This is a genomic window from Phocaeicola faecicola, assembly GCF_013618865.1.
Taxonomy (GTDB): domain Bacteria; phylum Bacteroidota; class Bacteroidia; order Bacteroidales; family Bacteroidaceae; genus Phocaeicola; species Phocaeicola faecicola.
This window is the reverse complement of record NZ_JABSOE010000073.1, coordinates 1-21,557: the sequence shown is the minus strand read 5'-3', so window position 1 is coordinate 21,557 and position 21,557 is coordinate 1. Positions and strand designations below refer to the sequence as shown.

The window sequence follows — 21,557 nt, the reverse complement described above, 5'->3', positions numbered from 1 at the left end:
TTCCCCCGTTTTGGCTGCCAAACCTTATTTTCGGGGGAATATCTAAAGATACAAAAAAGCCAACTAATTCGCAATACATTGTGTATGAATTAGTTGGCTAATTTTATACTATTTACTGAGTGTCCCTCCCATAAATAGTACAAACGAAAATACTATTTATGGGAATGTCTTTTATTACGGGTATGCCCCGCAGTACCGTTATTGCAATGTCTTCACTTTATAGCGGTCGCCGGTAGCCTTTACCACGTCTTTCAGGAACTGTTCTGGATATCCCGGGCGCTCCAGCGGAGCCACGTTGCCGGTTGTCGGACGCACCAGCTTACCGTTTTTCACCAGTTTGCGTACACCGTCGTTGTAGCGTACAATCAGGAATTCACCCAACTGTTTCCAGCGGTCAACAGCAGTCTGGGCACACATGTTCGTATAATCAGTCAGGAATTCCTTGGCCTTTTCCGGATTCTCGTTATACAACTTCATCGCAGCCGATTCGACTCCCTCCTGTGCATAAGCATACGTATTTTCAAGTTCGTTCTGCACCGTACGCATATCATCTACCATCTGGCTGTAACGGGGACGGATCATGTCGGCTACCCAGTTGTAAATCCAGAAAGCCGAATTCCATGAGAAAGTCACACAGTCACCTTCTCCCTCTGCATACGAAGCAGGGATACGGTCGGTATTGCAGTACACCGGAGTGAAGACCGTCATATTGGCATCATCCAGACCAAACCAGAGTACTCCTCCAATGGCATCAGGCAGGTTGGCACGCATTTGTGACACAAATGAGAAAGCACTCTGCTGGGTAGAAATCGGGCGTTCGTTGAAATACTCCTGTCCGTCTACCTTGAAGGTAAGCGGTGACAGACGGTAAGGCATCTGGAAAGGACCGGCTCCCAGATCCTGGGTAATGTCCAGCGGAGTACCCTCGTAATGGTCGCGCATTGCCTGCTGGATATCACGTACCGACAACTTCCGGTCGGGTTTCACGTACAGCGGCATCGGTTCCTTGCTCTCTCCCTGAACATAAGGCAGGTAAGCCTGTCCGGTAGCCTTGCTGAACATATTATAATAGCTCCATACACGGGCTTCGCAGGCACGCAGGCCGCTGAAATCAAGCGGGCAGTAAGCATCTGCAAAACTGAAGTCCTTGTTGGCTCCACTGAAATATCCCTTTTCACGGGCAAACGAAATCACATCCGGAGAATACAGACAGTTGTCCTTGTCGCTCATATCGAATTTATGGATACGGCTCTGGTTGGCATGTGCCGCGATGCAATCGTCCGGAATACGGACAGCCACCCACACGGCTCCCTTCACTCCAGGACCCTTACCGATCATTTCCATGATCCAGGCTTCATTCGGGTCGGCAATCGTAAACGACTCACCACTGCTGTAATATCCATATTCCTTCACCAGGCTGGTCATGATCTTGATAGCTTCCTTAGCGGTACGCGAACGCTGGAGCGCTACATAAATCAAACTTCCGTAGTCCATGATAGCAGTAGTATCCACCAGTTCCGGACGACCTCCGAAAGTAGTCTCCGCAATCGTCACCTGAAATTCATTGATGTTACCTACCACATTATAAGTCTGCTTGGCTTCCTTAATCTGTCCCAGGAACTTGCCGGTATCCCATTCATAGATATCCCGCATGGCTCCTGCCGGATAGGTTGCAGCCGGATAATGGCACAAAAAACCGAACATTCCGTACGAATCGGCAGAATAAGAAACGATAACCGAACCGTCGGCAGAGGCATTTTTACCCACAATCAGGTTGGTACATGCCCATCCTTGCATCACAAAAGCTGTCAGCAGCAAGGCAACTGTCATTAGTTTTTTCATCATACTCTTTTTGGTTTATGAATTAAAATTGAAATTTTTCATATTGTTCATTTCCACAGCAGTCGGTCACCCAGACTTCCATCCGGTGTACTCCCGAACGGGATATCCGGCGGGGATCCTGTATGACCAAGGCTCCTTTCTTCAGTCCAAACAGCACAAACTTTCCGTCAATATGGACTTTATAGCTGGCGATTCCGGATTCAGCATCACTGATTTTCAACCGTATCCGACTGAAATTGCCTCTCCAGTTGCCTTTGTTCAACGGGGTAATGCGGGGAGGTACCGTATCAACCCCTACCGCAAAAGTACCGAAGGTGCGTACGCGTGCCTTTACCCAACCGTTCTCCATCTTTCCTCCTATCGGAGTATGTCCCTTACCCCACCTCTGAAGGATATAATATTTGGTACTGTCGGCTACCGTGCGATGGCGCACACCGATGCTCAGTTCACAAAATCCGTGCAGCGGCGTATGACCGGTATCCAGCACATAGTCGAAGGAAGTACGGGCACTGTCGCCTGACACCTTTTTGTCCAGCCAGGCATTCTCATACAACATTCCCTGAGGAATGACCAGCTGCATTCCCGGCTGCTGTATCACATTCGTACGGTCCCATCTCAGCAGGGTCTTTCCCGGGTGTTCCTGCTGCGGAATCTCCTGCCGCTTTCCCCTTACCGTAAACCGATAGGAAGAACGGTTGCCGAAATTATCCTCCAGCTCATAGCGGAAACGATAGTCGCGCTCTTCATCAATCGTCACCACTCCCCGGCAACTGTCGGTCTGAAGCAACTGCAGACGGTTTCCCGGAGCCCGGTACGAGCGCATGATCAGGCGCCGGCTGCGCATCAGTTCATCGTAATCCGTAAAAGCATTGATCATCCGGTTTTCGTCCGCACGCACACTGTCCGTAAGACTGTGAAACACCTCCCGGTCGTCTACAAACAGCTTCACCGAATGGACTCCGTAGAAATTGGAAGTCCCGTCCATATAATCTTTCGCACTGATACCCGTATAAATCTTTCCCCAGGCAGTGACCGGCTGCTTCAATCCGGATACCGCCACCAGTTTCCTGCGGCTGCTTCCTTCTACCACTCCTTCATTCTCCAGCGGATAAATGCCTACCAGGGAAGCCACCGGGGCCTTATGGTCTTTCAGCATACGGCGATAAAACGGCATCGGGTCAATGTAGGTTCCTGTCTCCGTATCCCTCATTTCGAGGTGAAGATGCGGACCGGCCGATGCCCCTTCATTTCCGCTCCAGGCGATAATCTCTCCCTGTCTGACAGGAAATTCATCGGGTGTAAACGTCAGACTGCACACAAACGTCTCATTGGCATACTGATATTCCCTTACCCGCTTCTGCACGCCGTCCGAGAACCGTTCCACGTGTCCGTATACCGATGTATGTCCGTCGGGGTGAGCCACATATACTACCTGTCCGTATCCTCCATGCTGTACGGCCACCCTCGAAATATACCCTTCGGCCACACAGTGTACCGGCTTTCCCGTCACTCCCTGTGTCTTGATATCGATTCCGTTATGAAAATGATTCGGACGCAGTTCACCGAAATTGGCACTCAGCAGCAAAGGAAAATCAAAAGGAGAAACCCAGGCCTCTCTGGACTTTTGCTGGGCAATTGCCACACTTCCGGTTGCCAGCATCCAGCTCCACAATATTATCTTTTTTATCATAATAATTTCATTCTCTCTTATCCACTTTACAAAGGTAAGGTTTTCACCCAATTCAACCAAACATACGTTACTACTTCCTGTCTGTAAACGGGATGATTTTCAGGTTCTGATACGCTTTTCTGAAAACCTTGCCCACAAATTATTAAATAAATATTTGGAAAATATGCAAAATCCCCATACCTTTGCAGCATCAAATTCAAAACAAACAGACAATGATGAACCAGAGACTACCACATATCAGCCTATGCAACGATGCATGCATCTCCCGGATGTATGCCCACTGTGGTGCGCACGTTCACTGGTTCAGCGGTTTCCTATAAGTATTCTCCACCGGTCTTTATCACTTATTTATTTACCGTAAGGGAGCAGCATGCTGTATCCCCAGGCAATACTTATGTCAAATTTAACCTACAAACAGAAATCATATGTTCAACGTTATCGGATTTATGCTTACAGGTATCACTTTGGGATATCTGTTCAGAAACCTGACTATTTTCCAGAAAACAGAAAAAACCATATCCCTCACGATCATCCTGCTGCTGTTCGTGCTGGGTATCTCCGTAGGATCGAATCCCACCATCATCAACAACCTGGGTAAGTTCGGATGGCAGGCAGCCATCATTGCCTTGTCGGCTACCTGCGGAAGCATTCTGGTTTCCTGGTTGGTATTAAAATATTTTTTCAAACAGGAAGGAGGTAACAAATGAAAGGAAGTCTGATTGTCTTACTGTTTTTCATTGGCGGATGCCTGCTGGGAATCACAGGTGTTCTTCCATTCAACCTGCAGCAGGGTAATCTTACCCTGTATATTCTTTATGCCCTGATGCTACAGGTCGGTATCAGCATCGGTTCCAGCAAGAACCTCACAGGCATTCTCCAAAGCCTGCGTCCCAAACACCTGCTGATTCCGCTGGCAACCATCAGCGGTACCCTGCTGTTTTCAGCAGCGGCCAGCCTGTTTCTTACCCAATGGAGCATATTCGACTGCATGGCGGTAGGAAGCGGATTCGCCTATTATTCGCTCTCTTCCATTCTCATCACCCAGTTCAAGGAGGCTTCCCTCGGCATCCAGCTGGCTACGGAACTGGGTACCATTGCCTTGCTTTCCAACATTTTCCGCGAGATGATGGCATTGCTGGGAACTCCCCTATTGCACAAATATTTCGGGAAACTGGCCCCTATTTCAGCCGCAGGAGTCAATTCGATGGATGTGGTGCTTCCCCTCATCACACGATATTCCGGTAAAGAAATGATTCCGGTGGCTATTTTTCACGGAATACTGATTGATATGAGTGTCCCGTTTTTCGTATCCTTCTTCTGCCACCTCTAAGCGTTGCAAAGCAGGATAAAAGTCCTTGTTTCTTCTTCTCTGACAGGAAACAAGGACTTTCTTTTTTCTCTCACCCCATAACTTAAGGTTATAAGGTATAACCCTTTTTGAATAGGTTCACTTGCAAAAATCCACTACCTTTGCCCCCGAAAAGAAAAAACAGATAGATATTAAATCAACTAATTGCATTATATTATGTTCAACAAAGAAAACAGAGGAAACACCCTCCACGGAATTCTGCTCATTACATTATTCTCATTTGCAGCATTCTACATTGCTGAAATCCCCTTTGTAAAAAGTCTTTCATTCAGTCCGCTGATTGTCGGTATCATTTTGGGTATGCTTTACGCCAACAGCCTGCGCAATCATCTTCCGGAAACCTGGGTACCGGGAATCAAGTTCTGTACCAAGCAGATTCTTCGTGCCGGTATCGTACTCTACGGATTCCGACTGACCCTGACCCAGGTTGCAGCGGTAGGCTTACCGGCTGTCATCATAGATACCATCATCGTAGTAGGTACCATTTTCCTGGGCATCTGGCTGGGACGCGTCCTGAATATGGACAAGGAGACCTCACTGATGACTGCCACGGGTAGTGCCATCTGTGGAGCGGCGGCCGTCCTCGGTGCCGAACCGGTAGTGAAATGCGAAGGACATAAAACCGCCATTGCCGTTTCCACTGTCGTAATTTTCGGAACCATCTCCATGTTCCTCTATCCGATTCTGTACCGCGCCGGAATGCTGGACGCACTGGGAGATACCGGAGTAGCCATCTATACCGGAAGTACCCTGCATGAAGTGGCTCACGTAGCCGGTGCCGGAAATGCCATGGACCCGACCGACACACTGGGTATTGCAGGAACTGCCACCATCACCAAAATGATCCGTGTGATGATGCTTGCCCCGGTACTGGTAGTGATGGGACTTGTCTTGTCGAAGAAAAGCGGTAAGACACAGGGAGGAAAACAGGAAAAACGGAAGATTACCATTCCTTGGTTTGCCTTCGGATTCATCGGTATCATCTGCCTGAATACACTGCTGCAGACTGCACTGGGAGTAGAAAGCGTAAAGGAAATTCCACTGAACGGAGCCATCGAATACCTCGATACCTTTATGCTGACCATGGCCATGACGGCTCTGGGTACGGATACCAGTCTCGATAAATTCAAACAGGCAGGAGCCAAACCGTTCGTACTGGCCGGACTGCTGTACATCTGGCTGGTTGGCGGCGGATACCTGCTTACCAAATACCTGGTACCCGTATTGATGTAAGACCTTACCCCATCCGGCTATCGCCGGCATATAAACAAGTATCGGTTCTTGAAAAGTGATTGTTACACTTTCAAGAACCGATACTTGTTTACAGACATTTTTTACAGGCACTGTTCCAGACCATACTTTGCCAGCCTGACGTCTTCAGCACCATGAGCGCCTCCCACTCCGATTCCTCCTACCACACATCCTTCGATGAATACGGGAACTCCTCCCTCCATGACGGAAAAGTTCTCATCCAGGAACTTGATGTCTTCCGGAATCGTTCCTTCCTTTATTCCTTTCATAATCTCTCCGGTTTCCCGCTTCTGGGAACAGGCTGTATAGGCTTTCTTGTAACTGGCCTTGATTGTATGCACTCCGGCACGATGATGCCTGAGTACGGCCAGTGTCTGGCCCGAACGGTCGACTACGGTGACGGTCACCGCCAATTTTTCCTTTTCGGCCTGAAGAAAAACGGCCTGTGCCATTTTCATGGCCATCTCTCCGGTCAGCACCGGTTCCTTGGGAACGCCGGCATGTTGTGAAAATACATTCATGGATGATCCTATAACAATCAGTAATGCAAATAATAATCTCATACAGACAACTATTTATTATAACCCTACTTTAAAGCCCAGATTAACGATGGCCCGGGAGGCAATCTCATGATCGTTCCATCCTCCTCCACCTCCGGAAACTCCGATGCTTCCAATCAGCTTGCCTTCTGCCCAGACCGGAACCCCTCCTCCCAGCAGCAACAATTCCGGCAGGGTTGTCAGGTTGGTTGAGGTCGGATCGGCTGCCGCCTTCTGCATCAGTTCCCAGGTAGCGTTCTTGGTAGAAACGGCGGTATAGGCTTTCCTTCTGGAAGCCTCCGTATTATGAGGTCCCACCCCGTCTCCCTTCAGGAGCAACAAAGTGGTACCGGTGGCATCAAGTACGGCCACTGAGACATTCTTATCCATCTTCCTGGCCTCCGAAACCGCTTCTTGTGCCAGTTTCAAGGCTCCATCCATATTCAGACTGGAAGAAGTCGCATAATACTGAGCCGGCAGACTGATTCCCAGACAGCTCAGACATACAATCAGCAAAACTTTCAGTTTCATACGCAGTCTCTTTTAACCGTTGTCCATCAGTTTCCTCTGTAAGTAGAATACCCGTACGGCGACAACGTAATGGGCACATGATAATGGTTGTCGTCCTTAATCTGGAAGACTACATCGATGAAAGGATAAAAACTGTCCTGACCTTTCGCCTCAAAATAAGGGCCTACATGATAAGTCAGTTTGTATACCCCCTTGTTATCGGCATTGTCGGGAAGGAAATCCTTGATCCGGCCGTTTTCATCGGTAACCTTCTCGTCCACCTGTGTCCAGGTATTGTCTGTCGTATCCAACTTATAGAGACTTATCTTGACTCCAGGGGCAGGAGAGCCGGAGTTGATGTCAAGAATGTGGCTGGACAACTGATAAGAACGGTTCTGTGCAAAAGACCACTGAGATGCAAATAAAATAAATGATAAAAATAAGAGTAGTTTAGTTTTCATAATTTTCAGGTTTCTAAGTTAATAAATCGGTTTTTCTACTGCAAAACTAAACAATATTGTAATTATTACAAAATAGTTTTTATAATATTACCGTTTATTTTCATTTTTTACAAACCTCAGATTCACCTGATTACATCTAATACACCTATATATTGTCCTACAGATAAAAAAGAATGATTGCTTTCATCAATACCCAGGTTTGGGACATACCCGTCCGGGGATTTTATTCTCCTCCAGGTAATGGTGCATGAAGCGGATAAAATTCAATGCCCCCGATTCCTCCTGTCCCAAGGCAGAAACAAAGCAGAAATGCCGCTTGAACTTCATTTCCGGAACTTCCACAATGCGGAAAGCCCCACTTTCCAGTTCGTCATAAACCGAAAAGACCGATACGATTCCCGCACAGTGACTGTACCTCAGAAAAGACTTGATGCTTTCCGTGCTGCCCAGGTTCATCTTTACCTTCAAAGAAGAAAGTTTAAGTCCCCGTTCCGCCAGAGCCATCTCAATCGTATCCAATGTTCCCGAACCGCGCTCGCGCAATACCAGAGGCAGTTGCGTGAACTCCTCCACCGAAAGCTCCTCGGGCACCTTCTCTCCCACCTTTGCCGAAACCACCGTCACCAGTTCGTCACACAGAAAAGGCTCATATTTCAGTACCGGAGAACGGAAAACTCCCTCCACCATCCCCAGGTCGATGACATGCTCCTGAAGAGCCTGTTCGATATTCCGTGAATTGGTATCAATCAGTGAAATCTGGATTTTAGGAAACTTCTCCGTAAACTTTGCCAGCACAGCCGGCAAGATATACTGTGCAATGGTAGTACTGGCTCCCAGCCTCAGCAGACCGGTATATTCATTGTGCAGCAGATGCATGTCGTATTCCAGCCTCCGGTATTCCGACAAAATCCGCTCGCAGTGCTCCAGCATGACCTGTCCGGCCTCCGTCAGCGAAATCCGGTTTCCCAGACGGTTGAAAAGCCGGGTCTGGTACATCCCCTCCAGTTCGCGGATGTGCTTGGTGATGGCAGGCTGGCTCACGAACAGTTCCTGCGAAGCCTTCGTAAAACTCAGGTTCTTCGCCACACTGTAAAATACCTTCAGACGGAAATCAGACATACACCCCGGAATTTAAGTCCTACAATTCTTCGGCGCGGATTCCCAGCGACTGCAACAAGGGAAATCCCAGCATCTCAAAATGAAACTTGCCTTCGTATGCCGGAGGATTCATTCCGAAGATTGCAAAATCTTCCTTTCCGGAAACCTCGGCTACTGCCTCGGCCAGTGCATTCCCGTATTCCACCTCATCGGGAACGGCAATCAGGCGCTTTACGTCCTTGGACACGCCGGCCAGCATCAGCGATTCACGGAAAAGTTCCTCCCGGCTAGCCATGTCGGAAGTCTGGAAGGCATACAGCGAGAACTCTCCCAACTGACTCTGGAAAGCCACTCCGTGCATTTCTTTTTCCAGGTCGGAAGGAGTACAGAAAGGCATACGGCTCTCTCTCGAGTCGTACACGAATATGACCTGTATCTCGTGCTTTCCCTCACTCAGTCCCGCATCCAGCGCCATGCATTCCAACAGCACAGCCAAATCGGCCTTCGGCAGGTCACGGTTGACTACAGGAGCAAAATGATTACTTATATCCTGTCCCACTTTATTCAGATAAGATGCATCAATCAGCATCACGACCGGAGAAAAAGGTATCTTTATATTTTCCATATACATTTTATTTTCGGGGTTTAAAGATACGCTTTTCTTCCGAATTACGCCCCATAAGCCCTGCAATTCCCTTCATTTTTTCACAAAGCGCCATCGCTCCGGCGACTTTACAAAGAGTTGCAAAAAAAATCAGGAGAGGTTCCGAAGACCCTCTCCTGACCACGCTCCTTGCAAGCTATCATACTCTGTAAATCGATTCAGTTTATTTCAGTTCTTCACCTTTATCGGTAAAAAATGCACCGAATTCCACTTCATCTTCTCCGGCAAGAGTGAACTGGTAAACTACCATTCCATCTTCTTCAGTTTCTACAGCTGCCGATTTGATTGCAGCACCCGGATAAGCTTTTGCCACAGCATCCAACACTACCTGTGGAACCTCCTTTAAATCAACCGGAGTGAAATCACCCACTGCAGCCATCTGCACAGCTTCCGACAACATCGGTGCCTGGTGTGCAAAACTTACCACGTTCATTCCCAATACCATCACTGTTGCAATAAATAATTTCTTCATAATCACAAATTTTAAAGAGTTAAACTTATAGCGAGGAATCAATTACCCTGCCTGTCTTGCCTAATTACAGACAATCCCGGTGCCAAAAATCCCCTCATTCACAAAATACACTGTAAATCAAGCATTTATAAAAATCACTATCCGTGCCATTCACATTCCGGTTGAGGAAATATGCCACAATTCTGAGGAAATGAAACGTGAAAATCACAAAAAATCCACATCTTCCCCACTGTTTTCCTTCCCCTCCCTCCTCTTTTCGGGGCCATCCCCGACATTACGTCAACCCCCGACTGCCATTTTGTGTCGGAATCAGACAAAATTTCAGTCGTAAAACATTGATAATATGACATTTAGTCATAAATCACCTTCATTTTGTTTCTGGCAAGAGATTTGATATACAGATGCTGAAAGTTTTAAATCAGAAACAAAGAAAGGAGAAACAATATATGAACTTCAACAACTTTACTATCAAATCTCAAGAGGCCGTTCAGCAAGCTGTCAACCTGGTACAAAGTCAGGGTCAGCAAGCCATCGAGCCGGAACATTTGCTGGCAGGGCTGCTTAAAGTGGGCGAGAATGTCACCAACTTCATCTTCCAGAAACTGGGAATGAACGGACGCCAGATCGCCACTGTAGTAGAAAAGCAAATTGCTTCTCTGCCTAAAGTCTCGGGAGGTGAACCCTACCTGAGCCGCGATGCCAACGAAGTATTGCAGAAAGCCGTGGAAGTTTCCAAGTCACTGAACGATGAATACGTTTCACTGGAAGCCCTGCTGCTGGCTTTGCTTCAGGTAAAGAGTACCGCATCCACCATCTTGAAAGATGCCGGTATGAACGAGAAGGAGCTGAAAGCTGCCATCGAAGAACTGAGACAGGGACAGAAGGTCACTTCTCCCTCGGGTGAAGATACCTATCAGTCACTGAGCAAGTACGCCATCAACCTGATAGAAGCTGCACGAAGCGGTAAGCTCGACCCGGTAATCGGCCGTGACGAGGAAATCCGTAGGGTACTGCAGATTCTGAGCCGCCGTACGAAGAACAACCCGATCCTGATCGGTGAACCGGGTACCGGTAAGACCGCCATCGTAGAAGGACTTGCACAGCGTATTCTGCGGGGAGATGTACCGGAGAACCTGAAGAACAAACAGTTGTACTCACTCGACATGGGTGCGCTGGTAGCCGGTGCCAAATACAAAGGTGAATTCGAAGAGCGACTGAAATCCGTCATCAACGAAGTCACCAAGTCGGATGGAAACATCATCCTGTTCATCGATGAAATCCATACCCTGGTAGGTGCCGGAAAAGGAGAAGGTGCCATGGATGCCGCCAACATCCTGAAACCTGCACTGGCCCGTGGAGAACTGAGAAGCATCGGTGCCACTACCCTCGACGAGTACCAGAAATACTTCGAAAAGGATAAAGCGCTGGAGCGTCGTTTCCAGACCGTCATGGTCAACGAGCCGGACACCCTGAGTTCCATTTCCATTCTCCGTGGTCTGAAGGAACGTTACGAGAACCACCATCAGGTGCGTATCAAGGACGAAGCCATCATCGCTGCGGTAGAACTGAGTAACCGTTACATTACCGAACGGTTCCTGCCGGATAAGGCCATCGACCTGATGGACGAGGCAGCTGCCAAGTTGCGTATGGAACGTGATTCTCTTCCGGAGGAACTGGATGAAATCGAACGTCGTCTGAAACAGCTGGAAATCGAACGCGAAGCCATCAAGCGCGAGAAGGACGAAGCCAAGCTGAGTCAGCTCAACAAGGAAATTGCAGAGTTGAAAGAGCAGGAAACCTCCTACAAGGCCAAATGGCAGAGCGAGAAAGAACTGGTCAACAAGATCCAGCACAACAAGCAGGAAATTGAACAGCTGAAGTTCGAAGCCGACAAGGCCGAGCGTGAAGGCGACTACGGAAAGGTAGCCGAAATACGTTACGGCAAGCTCCAGGCACTGGAAAACGAAATCAAGGCCATCCAGGAAGACCTGAAGCACAAGCAGGGCGACAGCGCACTGATCAAGGAAGAAGTGACCGCCGAAGACATCGCCGACGTGGTATCACGGTGGACAGGCATACCGGTCAGCAAGATGTTGCAGAGCGAGCGTGAGAAACTGCTCCACCTGGAAGACGAGTTGCACAAGCGTGTCATCGGACAGGACGAAGCCATACAGGCCGTAGCCGATGCCGTACGACGCAGCCGTGCCGGTCTGCAGGACCCGCGCCGTCCGATCGGTTCCTTCATCTTCCTCGGTACTACCGGTGTAGGTAAGACCGAACTGGCAAAGGCACTGGCCGAATACCTGTTCGACGACGATACGATGATGACCCGTATCGATATGAGTGAGTATCAGGAGAAGCATACCGTGTCACGACTCATCGGTGCGCCTCCGGGATACGTAGGATACGATGAAGGCGGACAGCTGACCGAAGCTGTACGACGCAAACCGTACTCTGTGGTACTGTTCGATGAAATCGAGAAGGCACATCCGGATGTATTCAATATCCTGTTGCAGGTATTGGACGACGGACGTCTGACCGACAACAAGGGTCGTACGGTCAACTTCAAGAATACCATCATCATCATGACTTCCAACCTGGGAAGCGCTTACATCCAGAGTCAGTTTGAGAAGATGACCGACAGTAACCGCGAACAGTTGGTGGAAGAGACCAAGAATGAGGTGATGAGCATGCTGAAGAAGACCATCCGTCCGGAGTTCCTGAACCGTATCGACGAGACCATCATGTTCCTGCCGCTGAACCGCGAACAGATTGAACAGATTGTCCGTCTGCAGATCGAAGGCATCCGCCGTATGTTGGACGGAAACGGAGTCACCTTACAGATGACCGACCAGGCTGTCGACTTCATTGCGACTGCCGGCTACGATCCGGAGTTCGGTGCCCGTCCGGTAAAACGTGCCATCCAGCGTTACCTGCTGAACGACCTGTCGAAGAAATTGCTTGCACAGGAAGTCGACCGCAACCGGCCGATCATTGTGGACAGCAATGGCGACGGACTGGTTTTCCGCAACTGAAATGTCTGAATATAAAAATCCATCTGAAAAGTCCGACGGTACCCTGCCAAAGGGTATCGCCGGATTTTTTTATTTATCCGGGAAATAGCGTATCTTTGCAACTTCGATTTCAAAAACCGTTGAATTTATGAAGATAAACAAAAAAACAGGCTTTACCCTGATTGCCGGACAGCTGCTGGCTGCCGGTATCCTGGGATCGGCCGCTTTCTTTTTGATGTGCCGTCCGCTGGCCGGCGAAAAAGCCGGAACCCTCTACGTCGACACGGACGATACGGCCGATTCGGTTTTCTTCAAACTGGAAACGCAGTTGCACGCCAGACACCTGACGGGAATCCGCCTGCTGGCTTCCTGCAAAGACTACGGACAGCAGATACACACCGGTGCCTACCGGTTTACGCCCGACGAAAGAGCCTGGCAGATATTCAACCGCCTGAGAGGAGGACACCAGACTCCCGTACGGCTGACCATCGGCAGTGTGCGGACCCTCGACCGGCTGGCACACAATGTATCCCGCCAGATCATGGCCGACAGCAGCAGCATCGCCCGCCTGCTGGCCGATACCGCCTATGTGAGCCGACTGGGCTACAACACATGTACGTTGCCGGCACTGTTCATCCCCAATACTTATGAGGTATACTGGGACATGACTGCCGAAGAATTCATTGCCCGGATGCAGAAAGAACACGACCGCTTCTGGACTCCCCAGCGCAAGGCACTGGCCGACAGTATCGGACTGACACCGGCCGAAGTGGCTACCCTGGCTTCCATTGTGGACGAGGAAACTGCCAACACAAAGGAAAAGCCGGTAGTGGCAGGACTCTACCTGAACCGGCTGAAAGTGGGAATGCCCCTGCAGGCAGATCCTACCATCAAGTTCAGTCTGCAGGATTTCGGACTGCGCCGTATCCTCTACAAGCACCTCGAGGTGGAAAGTCCGTATAATACCTATAAATATGCCGGACTTCCTCCCGGACCGATCCGGATTGCCTCCATACAGGGAATGGAAAGCGTATTGAATTACGCCCGTCACGATTACCTGTATATGTGTGCCAAGGAAGATTTTTCCGGAACCCACAATTTTGCCAGTACGCTTGCCGAACATTCGCGCAACGCACAGCGCTACCAGAAGGCGCTCAACCGGAGAAACGTCCACTAACCACCTGTATATTTTCCGATTACATCGCCCCGAAAAGCCCGACTTGCTTTTCGGGGCGAAATTGTTATATATTTCCATGAAATAGCAAATAAATCATAATTCACCTTTGAAGTAATCTTTCTTTTACCTATATTTGAAAATTCACAGAAAATTGTAAGTAATTATGGAAAATAGACAGAAAAAATTTATCTTACCGGAGAGTGAGATACCCAGATACTGGTACAACATTCAGGCAGACATGAAGAACAAGCCGCTGCCTCCCCTTAACCCGAAAACCCGTGAACCGCTGAAACCGGAGGACCTGTATCCTGTCTTCGCCAAGGAACTCTGCCATCAGGAACTGAACCAGAGCGATGCCTGGATAGAGATACCGGAAGAGGTGCGCGAAATGTACAAGAACTACCGCTGTACCCCACTAGTGCGGGCCTATGGACTGGAAAAGGCTCTGGGTACACCGGCACATATTTATTTCAAGAACGAAAGTGTCAGTCCCATCGGCTCACACAAGCTGAACTCGGCACTGGCACAGGCATATTATTGTAAAAAGGAAGGAGTCAGCAACGTGACCACCGAAACCGGAGCCGGACAGTGGGGAGCCGCACTCTCGTATGCCGCCCGGGTATTCGGCCTCGAAGCCGCGGTGTATCAGGTAAAGATCAGCTACGAACAGAAGCCCTACCGCCGCAGCATCATGCAGACCTTCGGAGCACAGGTAACCCCTTCTCCTTCCATGTCTACCCGTGCCGGAAAAGACATTCTGACCAAGTATCCCAATCATCAGGGTTCTTTGGGTACGGCCATCTCCGAGGCCATCGAACTGGCACGCACCACTCCCAACTGTAAATATACGCTGGGCTCGGTAATGAGTCATGTGACCCTGCACCAGACCGTCATCGGACTGGAAGCCGAGAAGCAGATGGAACTTGCGGGCGAATATCCCGACATGATCATCGGCTGCTTCGGAGGAGGATCCAACTTCGGCGGTATCTGCTTCCCGTTCATGCGGCACACCATTCTTGAAGGAAAGCAGACCCGTTACATTGCTGCCGAACCGGCTTCGTGTCCGAAACTGACACGCGGAAAATTTGAATACGACTTCGGCGACGAGGCGGGATATACTCCGCTGCTCCCGATGTATACCCTTGGTCACAATTTCACTCCGGCCAATATCCATGCCGGAGGTCTCCGTTACCACGGTGCCGGAGTCATCGTGTCCCAGTTGCTGAAAGACGGACTGATGGAAGCCGTAGACATCCAGCAGCTGGAAAGTTTCGAATCGGGCTGTCTGTTTGCCCGAGCCGAAGGCATCATCCCTGCTCCCGAATCGTGTCATGCCATTGCCGCAGCTATCCGCGAGGCGAAGGCCTGCAAGGAAACAGGAGAAGAAAAGGTCATCCTCTTCAATCTTTCCGGACACGGACTGATTGACATGGCTGCATACGACCAGTACCTGTCGGGCAATCTGATCAATTACAGCCTGTCGAACGAGGAGATTGAAAAAAGCCTCAAAGAAGTAGAACAGCCTTAAACAGGTGTATATAAACCTCATATTTATCCCTCCGCTACCCCATTAAGGAGGGATAAATACGCATTTTTACGGTTTTCTTGAAAAAAATCTCTCAAAAAGCTTGCAGATTCAAAAATAATCCGTACCTTTGCACCCGTGATTGAGAAATCGCTCATCACAAAGCCAGGATGGCCCGTTCGTCTATCGGTTAGGACGCAAGATTTTCATTCTTGAAAGGGGGGTTCGATTCCCCCACGGGCTACCAAAAAGGTTGCAATCAGCCAGACTGATGCACCGGAAAAGGATGGCCCGTTCGTCTATCGGTTAGGACGCAAGATTTTCATTCTTGAAAGGGGGGTTCGATTCCCCCACGGGCTACCAAAAAGGTTGTAATCGGCAAGACCGATACACCGGAAAAGGATGGCCCGTTCGTCTATCGGTTAGGACGCAAGATTTTCATTCTTGAAAGGGGGGTTCGATTCCCCCACGGGCTACAGAAAAAGCTCTGAACAGTGTTCAGAGCTTTTTTTTATTTATATACCTCATTTATATGATAAGGTATCCCGGATGACCATGTAATACGCAAGAGAATCTGCTGCGTAAAGCCAGATTGACGGAATAAAGGTAAAATACCGGGAGAATCCGGAATTCGGCTTCCGAAACTTCATCCGGCTGTTCCGGGGGCAGCCGCCGAAGCTGCCTTTTCCTTATTCAACCGGAAGGATACCGGGAGCGTAAATTTCACGTTCACGGCTTCTCCGCCTGCCATGCCCGGTTTCCACTTAGGCATCTGCCCGATGACCCGGATGGCCTCGGCATCCAGCAGCGGGTCGACAGAACGGAGCACCGTAATATTACCCAGCGTACCGTCTTTCCTTACCACAAACTGAACGATGACACGGCCCTGCACCTTCTTCTGTACCGCTTCGGCCGGATATTTGATCTGTTCTGCCATGAACTTCATACATTCCTTCATACCCCCAGGATATTCAGGCATCTGATCTACTACTGAATATATCTGGCCCGATACCGATTGTACCGGTCCGGACTTCCGGGCAGGAACTTCCCCTGCCGGAGCAGCCCCCTGCGTTCCCACAGGCTGAGCCTTGTGCTGCTTGTCCAGTGAGAAAGATACCGGAATCGTATAACGGACATCGACCGCCTCACCGCGCTGCATGCCGGGCTGCCATTTCGGCATCAATGCAATTACCCGAAGCGCTTCGGCATCCAGAGCGGGATGTATGGAGCGCAAGATCTTCAGGTCGGAGAGCGTGCCGTCTTTTCTGACCGTGAACTGCGCAATAACCCTACCCTGCACACCGGCCTTCACTGCCTCTTCCGGGTATTTGATCTGGGTAGCCAGAAACTTCAGGCATTCTCCCATGCCGCCCGGATACGCAGGCATCTGTTCCACCACGGTAAACGTTTCTCCAGATTCCGTTACCTTCTGTGGAACATCCGTCACAACCAATTCAGACGATATCCGAGCCGTTTCTTCTTTCAGGCAGACACGACCGTCCTTGTTCTTCAGACAGTCTTCCACAGGCAAGACAAGTGTTTCTTTTCCGACATAAGACACACAGATGCGCTGGTCTGTCCCTGCATCAAGCTGGAAACTGCCGTCCTTGCCGGTCACGGCACCTACATTGGTATTGACAATGACTACCGTCGCTCCGGAAAGCGGCTTTCCGGCCTCATCCACCACCCTCATGTTCAGGCGGGCCTTTCCGGAGGATGCCTCCTGCCGGATTGCGGCTGCCGGAACCGATTTTTTCACATCCGGCTGTTCCACAATTGCCGATAAATCATTAACTTTGACACTGGAAATCTCTTCAAGAGGTACGGAGATTTCCGGACGGGCAAAAGCGGCTACTGCTACAGCCGCCAGCGGAAGTACATACAGGTACTTGGCCCGCGCCCACGGATTGGATTTTTTTCGAACCATCATAGTGATACGTTTTTTAAGTGAACTGTGATTCAAGCTGTTGGCAATAGAGTAGAGCCTTGCGCCAACGGCTTTTTTTATTAATAACATCTGATACTGCCGGGCGTCCACTCCGCTGCGGAGCACCTCCTCGTCAGCCTCATATTCATGAATATTCTGTATTTCCTGTTTCAGCAGCCAGGCAGCCGGATTGAACCATTGCAGCCACACGCATATTTCCATCCACAGCAGGTCCCATGAGTGCCCTTTGGCAATATGTGCCTGCTCGTGTATCAGGATATCACGTCCGCCCTCGTCGAGGTCTTTCTGTGAGACTACCACAAACTTCATCCAGCTGAAAGGAGCCAGTTGCTGCCGGTGTATCACCAGCCACGCCCCACTTTCCAACCGCACTTTCCGGCTGTGACGGATCAGAAAAAGCAAGCGCGACAACGACCAGAGGTTGCGCAACAGCAGAAAGGCGATGCCGCACAAATAAACCATGGCCGACGCGATGCTTACCGAAAACGGTACCCTGCTCTCCTCGGAGACAACCGCCTGCACATTCCATTGCTGCATCAGCCAGAGGTCCTCGGCCGACATGACCGAGGCAGCCACCGCCATCGGCTGCTCTACCGTAATCCTTATCAAAGGAAGCAGGGCCGAGAACAGCGTAATCCCCAGTAAGGCAATGCGGTTAAAACGATGGAAGGTCTCCCGGCTGAGCAACAGACGGTAAAAGAGATAAAACAGTGCCAGACAAAGCGACGACTTCACGATATAGACCAGAAAGATTCCCATATCATTATCATTTAAGGTTATTCAAAACGGAATGCGGAAACCGTCTTCCTTATTTTTTCTCGTCCTCTTTTCCCTGCTCCACCATCCGGACAAGCTCTTTCAGTTCCTCTACGGAAATATCTTCCTCCTTGACCAGGGAAGACACCGCTCCCAGAAAAGAATTGTTGAAATACTTGCTGATGATGCTTTTCAGGTTCTTCCGTCCGAAATCCTTCTCGGACACTACGGCATAATACTGATAAGAATTGCCATAGGCAGTATGCGAAAGATAACCTTTCTCCTCCAGTCCCCGCACAATGGTAGACAGGGTATTGAAATGCGGACGGGGTTCTTCATAAAGTTCCACGAGCTGTTTTACAAACATCGGCCCCTTTTCCCAAAAGAAGCGCATGATTTCTTCCTCTTTAGCTGTCAGTGATTTCATATCATATTCAATTGGTTACTGCAAATAACTAAATTTTTTAGTTGATAAACTAATTTTTATAGTTAATATAACTAAAACGATTCGTTCAAGCCACGGATAACCTCTTTTTCAGGTCTCCCGCCCCGGCCACTTATTCCGGCAGCAGCCCGGCAGCAAACATCCACACCTTCATTATGCGTTTCTCCACACATCAAGAAGGAGTTCGCCAAAGGCCGCGGCCTTTTCTCAAAAGATGGCGGGCTTTTCCCAAAAACCTCGCCATCTTTTCCTCCACCTTTCACGATCGGATTCCCGAAAGACAACGATGCAGGATGCAAAAAAACAGCATAAGTTTCCCCGACAGGCACAAATTTTAAATAAAAATCACTAATAAATTCGCCGGAAGTCCGTCTATCCCCCGACTAATGCTTATCTTAGCAACCCCTTATTATACCTTAATCTAACGATTGGGTGCTTTATGATTAATAAAAAACCGTAGAAAACATGAAAAAAAGACTGTTTAACTTCACTGCCTCCCTGGCATTACTCACTACCGTGTCATGTGGCAGCCAGCCTGAAAGCACGTATGTCAAACACGTGGTCTTCCCCGAACAGGCCACCCTGGAGGAAAAAGTAGAGATGGCCGCCCGTCTGGTACCTTCCCCACAACAGCTGGAATGGCAACAGATGGAACTGACCGCTTTCCTGCATTTCGGAATCAACACATTCACCGGACGTGAATGGGGAGACGGTACGGAAGATCCCCAACTCTTTAACCCGACCGAACTGGATGCCGAACAGTGGGTACGCGTACTGAAGGAATCCGGATTCAAAATGGTACTCCTCACCGCCAAGCACCACGACGGATTCTGTCTGTGGCCCACCCGCACCACGAAACACTCCGTAGCTTCCTCTCCCTGGAAAGACGGAAAAGGAGACGTAGTGAAAGAACTGAGAGATGCCTGCACCAAATACGGAATGAAGTTCGGAGTCTATCTCTCTCCCTGGGACAGAAATGCCGAATGCTACGGCGACTCTCCACGATATAACCAATTCTTCATCGAACAGCTCACCGAACTGCTGACCAACTACGGAGAAATCCACGAAGTATGGTTTGACGGCGCCAACGGCGAAGGCCCTAACGGCAAGAAACAGGAGTACGACTGGGATGCCTTCTACAAGACCATCCAGCGCCTGCAGCCTAAGGCAGTGATGGCCATCATGGGCGATGACGTACGCTGGGTAGGCAACGAGAAAGGACTGGGACGCGAGACGGAATGGAGTGCAACCGTACTGACTCCGGGCGTTTACGCACGGTCGGAAGAAAACAATGCCGCACTGAACATCGGTCCTACCGCAAAAGACCTGGGCAGCCGGGAAATGCTGGCCAATGCCAAGGAACTGTTCTGGTATCCTTCGGAAGTGGATGTTTCCATTCGTCCGGGATGGTTCTGGCACGAAGAAGAAAACGACCGGGTAAAGAGTCTCAAACACCTTTCAGATATTTACTTCCAGTCGGTAGGCTACAATTCAGTATTATTGCTGAATATTCCTCCTGATACCCGAGGCCTCATCCACGAAGCCGATGTGGCACGACTGAAAGAATTTGCGGCTTACCGGGAAGCGACCTTCAAGGACAACCGGGTAACCAATGGAACAGAGTTGTGGAAAGCACAGCCCGGAGATTCCCGGAGCTATGCCCTCAAAACGGACTCAAAAATCAACGTAGTCATGCTGCAGGAGAACATCTCCAACGGACAGCGGGTAGAGAAATTTGAAGTGGAAGTATGGAAAGACGGCAACTGGGAGAAGACCGGTGAAGGTACGACGGTGGGCTACAAGCGCATGGTGCGTTTCCCGGAAACAGAGGCCGATTCGGTACGTATTACCTTGAACGAATCACGTCTGGAGGCACAGATTACTCAGGTGGCTGCCTACTATGCGGCTCCGGTAACCGACGCGGATGTACAGGTAGCCTGGAACAACCTTCCGAGAGAAACCTGGAAACGGGTGAGCGAACAGCCGCTGGTCATCGACCTGGGCAAGAAGACTGTCCTGAAGTCCTTTACTTATGCTCCGCTGCACGCCCAGGCGAAACCCGATATGGCTTATAAATACAAGTTCAGTGTCAGTCTGGACGGTAAAAGCTGGAAAGAGGTGCCGACCCACGGCGAGTTCAGCAACATCATGCACAATCCGCTGCCACAGACCGTTGCTTTGCCCGCAGGCTGCCAGGCACGTTTTGTCAGACTTGATGCAACGTCTCCCGACAACCAGCCAGCCAAGGTAGCTATGGAAGAAATCGGCTTCCTCTCTGCTGCTGAATAAAATTTGCACATTCCGGGATTCCGGTTTCACCGCACAGGCGGTGACAGGCAACGGCCTTCCGCCGACCGATTCACCGGATGACTTTTTTCTATTCATAAGAACTCATGAAAAATGAACGGAGGTTTCATTTTCATGAGTTCTTTTTTTATGTCCCTCTCCTGATCCCCTCACCTTCTCCTCTCCTCCCGTTTCTTCTCCTCACCAATGGTATAAACTGCATCATGTCTTTTCCAATACCTTTTGAAGTTCTTTTTGTATTGTATATTTTCATCATTCACAGGACTTTATAAAGGATACTGTGCACAAGTTTCCGACACCCAAAAGTCCAAAGTACCATAACTACGTTCTGAATAATGTCAAGCGTTAAAATCATTATTAAGATTAGAGTTTATATCGAATAATTGATTAAAGCGTTCTTTGACTTATCTTTGTGGTCTAAAAAGTTCAATTGATGTATTATGACAAGATTCGCCACCGTCATAGCCAAGTGCTTGCAGCGACAGGATT

18 protein-coding genes and 3 tRNA genes are annotated in these 21,557 nt (G+C 49.5%); 10 read left to right on the top strand and 11 right to left on the bottom strand.

The features are described from left to right. Positions 1–198 precede the first annotated feature (198 nt). Positions 199–1,845, bottom strand: a complete 1,647-nt coding sequence (locus tag H3001_RS16270; protein ID WP_178245249.1) for a C69 family dipeptidase — start codon at positions 1,843–1,845, stop codon at positions 199–201. 19 nt (positions 1,846–1,864) lie between these two features. Next, positions 1,865–3,532 (bottom strand): M23 family metallopeptidase, encoded by a 1,668-nt coding sequence (locus H3001_RS16265; RefSeq protein ID WP_178245247.1) that lies wholly within the window; start codon positions 3,530–3,532, stop codon positions 1,865–1,867. Positions 3,533–3,957: 425 nt separating this feature from the next. On the opposite strand from H3001_RS16265, the gene H3001_RS16260 reads away from it, so the two are divergent. The 3 genes from H3001_RS16260 to H3001_RS16250 all read left to right on the top strand — a co-directional run bounded on the left by H3001_RS16260 (position 3,958) and on the right by H3001_RS16250 (position 6,134). After that, positions 3,958–4,239 carry a LysO family transporter gene (locus H3001_RS16260; RefSeq protein WP_178245245.1) on the top strand — a complete coding sequence of 94 codons (282 nt, stop codon included), beginning with the start codon at positions 3,958–3,960 and terminating at the stop codon, positions 4,237–4,239. Further along, a complete protein-coding gene (locus tag H3001_RS16255) occupies positions 4,236–4,862 on the top strand; it encodes a lysine exporter LysO family protein (RefSeq protein WP_178245243.1) in 627 nt (208 codons plus the stop codon). The genes H3001_RS16260 and H3001_RS16255 overlap by 4 nt, the downstream gene beginning before the upstream one ends. 195 nt (positions 4,863–5,057) lie before the next feature. After that, a complete protein-coding gene (locus tag H3001_RS16250; protein WP_181215498.1) occupies positions 5,058–6,134 on the top strand; it encodes a YeiH family protein in 1,077 nt (358 codons plus the stop codon). A gap of 101 nt (positions 6,135–6,235) precedes the next feature. On the opposite strand, the gene H3001_RS16245 is transcribed toward H3001_RS16250, so the two are convergent. The 6 genes from H3001_RS16245 to H3001_RS16220 form a co-directional block, all read right to left on the bottom strand. Next, positions 6,236–6,715 (bottom strand): GlcG/HbpS family heme-binding protein, encoded by a 480-nt coding sequence (locus H3001_RS16245; RefSeq protein ID WP_178245239.1) that lies wholly within the window; start codon positions 6,713–6,715, stop codon positions 6,236–6,238. Between the two features lie 15 nt (positions 6,716–6,730). Continuing rightward, the gene (locus tag H3001_RS16240) at positions 6,731–7,222 is read right to left on the bottom strand and encodes a GlcG/HbpS family heme-binding protein (RefSeq protein ID WP_178245237.1); all 492 of its coding nucleotides are present in this window, start codon (positions 7,220–7,222) and stop codon (positions 6,731–6,733) included. Between the two features lie 26 nt (positions 7,223–7,248). Then, positions 7,249–7,662 (bottom strand): hydroxyisourate hydrolase, encoded by a 414-nt coding sequence (gene uraH / locus H3001_RS16235; protein ID WP_178245235.1) that lies wholly within the window; start codon positions 7,660–7,662, stop codon positions 7,249–7,251. Positions 7,663–7,848: 186 nt separating this feature from the next. Further along, the gene (locus H3001_RS16230) at positions 7,849–8,781 is read right to left on the bottom strand and encodes a LysR family transcriptional regulator (RefSeq protein ID WP_181215497.1); all 933 of its coding nucleotides are present in this window, start codon (positions 8,779–8,781) and stop codon (positions 7,849–7,851) included. A 19-nt stretch (positions 8,782–8,800) separates the two neighbouring features. Beyond that, a complete protein-coding gene (locus H3001_RS16225; RefSeq protein WP_181215496.1) occupies positions 8,801–9,385 on the bottom strand; it encodes a DUF6621 family protein in 585 nt (194 codons plus the stop codon). A gap of 202 nt (positions 9,386–9,587) precedes the next feature. Further along, complete coding sequence (locus tag H3001_RS16220; protein ID WP_178245228.1) at positions 9,588–9,896, bottom strand: hypothetical protein; 309 nt, start codon at positions 9,894–9,896, stop codon at positions 9,588–9,590. 446 nt (positions 9,897–10,342) lie between these two features. On the opposite strand from H3001_RS16220, the gene clpB reads away from it, so the two are divergent. From clpB to H3001_RS16190, 6 genes are all read left to right on the top strand, one after another. Next, positions 10,343–12,931, top strand: a complete 2,589-nt coding sequence (gene clpB, locus H3001_RS16215) for an ATP-dependent chaperone ClpB (RefSeq protein WP_178245226.1) — start codon at positions 10,343–10,345, stop codon at positions 12,929–12,931. Positions 12,932–13,058: 127 nt separating this feature from the next. Next, positions 13,059–14,087: an endolytic transglycosylase MltG gene (mltG, locus tag H3001_RS16210; RefSeq protein WP_181215495.1), complete on the top strand. Its 1,029-nt coding sequence runs from the start codon at positions 13,059–13,061 to the stop codon at positions 14,085–14,087. 163 nt (positions 14,088–14,250) lie between these two features. Continuing rightward, positions 14,251–15,615: a TrpB-like pyridoxal phosphate-dependent enzyme gene (locus H3001_RS16205; RefSeq protein ID WP_181215494.1), complete on the top strand. Its 1,365-nt coding sequence runs from the start codon at positions 14,251–14,253 to the stop codon at positions 15,613–15,615. Between the two features lie 169 nt (positions 15,616–15,784). Continuing rightward, a tRNA-Glu gene (locus H3001_RS16200) sits at positions 15,785–15,859 on the top strand. 41 nt (positions 15,860–15,900) lie between these two features. Then, positions 15,901–15,975, top strand: a tRNA-Glu gene (locus H3001_RS16195). 41 nt (positions 15,976–16,016) lie between these two features. Continuing rightward, positions 16,017–16,088 (top strand) — tRNA-Glu (locus tag H3001_RS16190). 170 nt (positions 16,089–16,258) lie between these two features. On the opposite strand, the gene H3001_RS16185 is transcribed toward H3001_RS16190, so the two are convergent. Both H3001_RS16185 and H3001_RS16180 read right to left on the bottom strand, forming a co-directional pair. Further along, on the bottom strand, positions 16,259–18,319 hold the full coding sequence (locus H3001_RS16185) for a TonB family protein (protein ID WP_246368662.1): 2,061 nt from the start codon (positions 18,317–18,319) through the stop codon (positions 16,259–16,261). A gap of 49 nt (positions 18,320–18,368) precedes the next feature. Continuing rightward, positions 18,369–18,743, bottom strand: coding sequence for a BlaI/MecI/CopY family transcriptional regulator (locus H3001_RS16180; protein ID WP_178245578.1), 375 nt, complete (start codon positions 18,741–18,743; stop codon positions 18,369–18,371). Positions 18,744–19,226: 483 nt separating this feature from the next. On the opposite strand from H3001_RS16180, the gene H3001_RS16175 reads away from it, so the two are divergent. Beyond that, a complete protein-coding gene (locus tag H3001_RS16175; RefSeq protein WP_181215493.1) occupies positions 19,227–21,050 on the top strand; it encodes an alpha-L-fucosidase in 1,824 nt (607 codons plus the stop codon). A gap of 145 nt (positions 21,051–21,195) precedes the next feature. On the opposite strand, the gene H3001_RS19645 is transcribed toward H3001_RS16175, so the two are convergent. After that, complete coding sequence (locus tag H3001_RS19645) at positions 21,196–21,324, bottom strand: hypothetical protein (protein ID WP_262890863.1); 129 nt, start codon at positions 21,322–21,324, stop codon at positions 21,196–21,198. Positions 21,325–21,557: the final 233 nt, after the last annotated feature.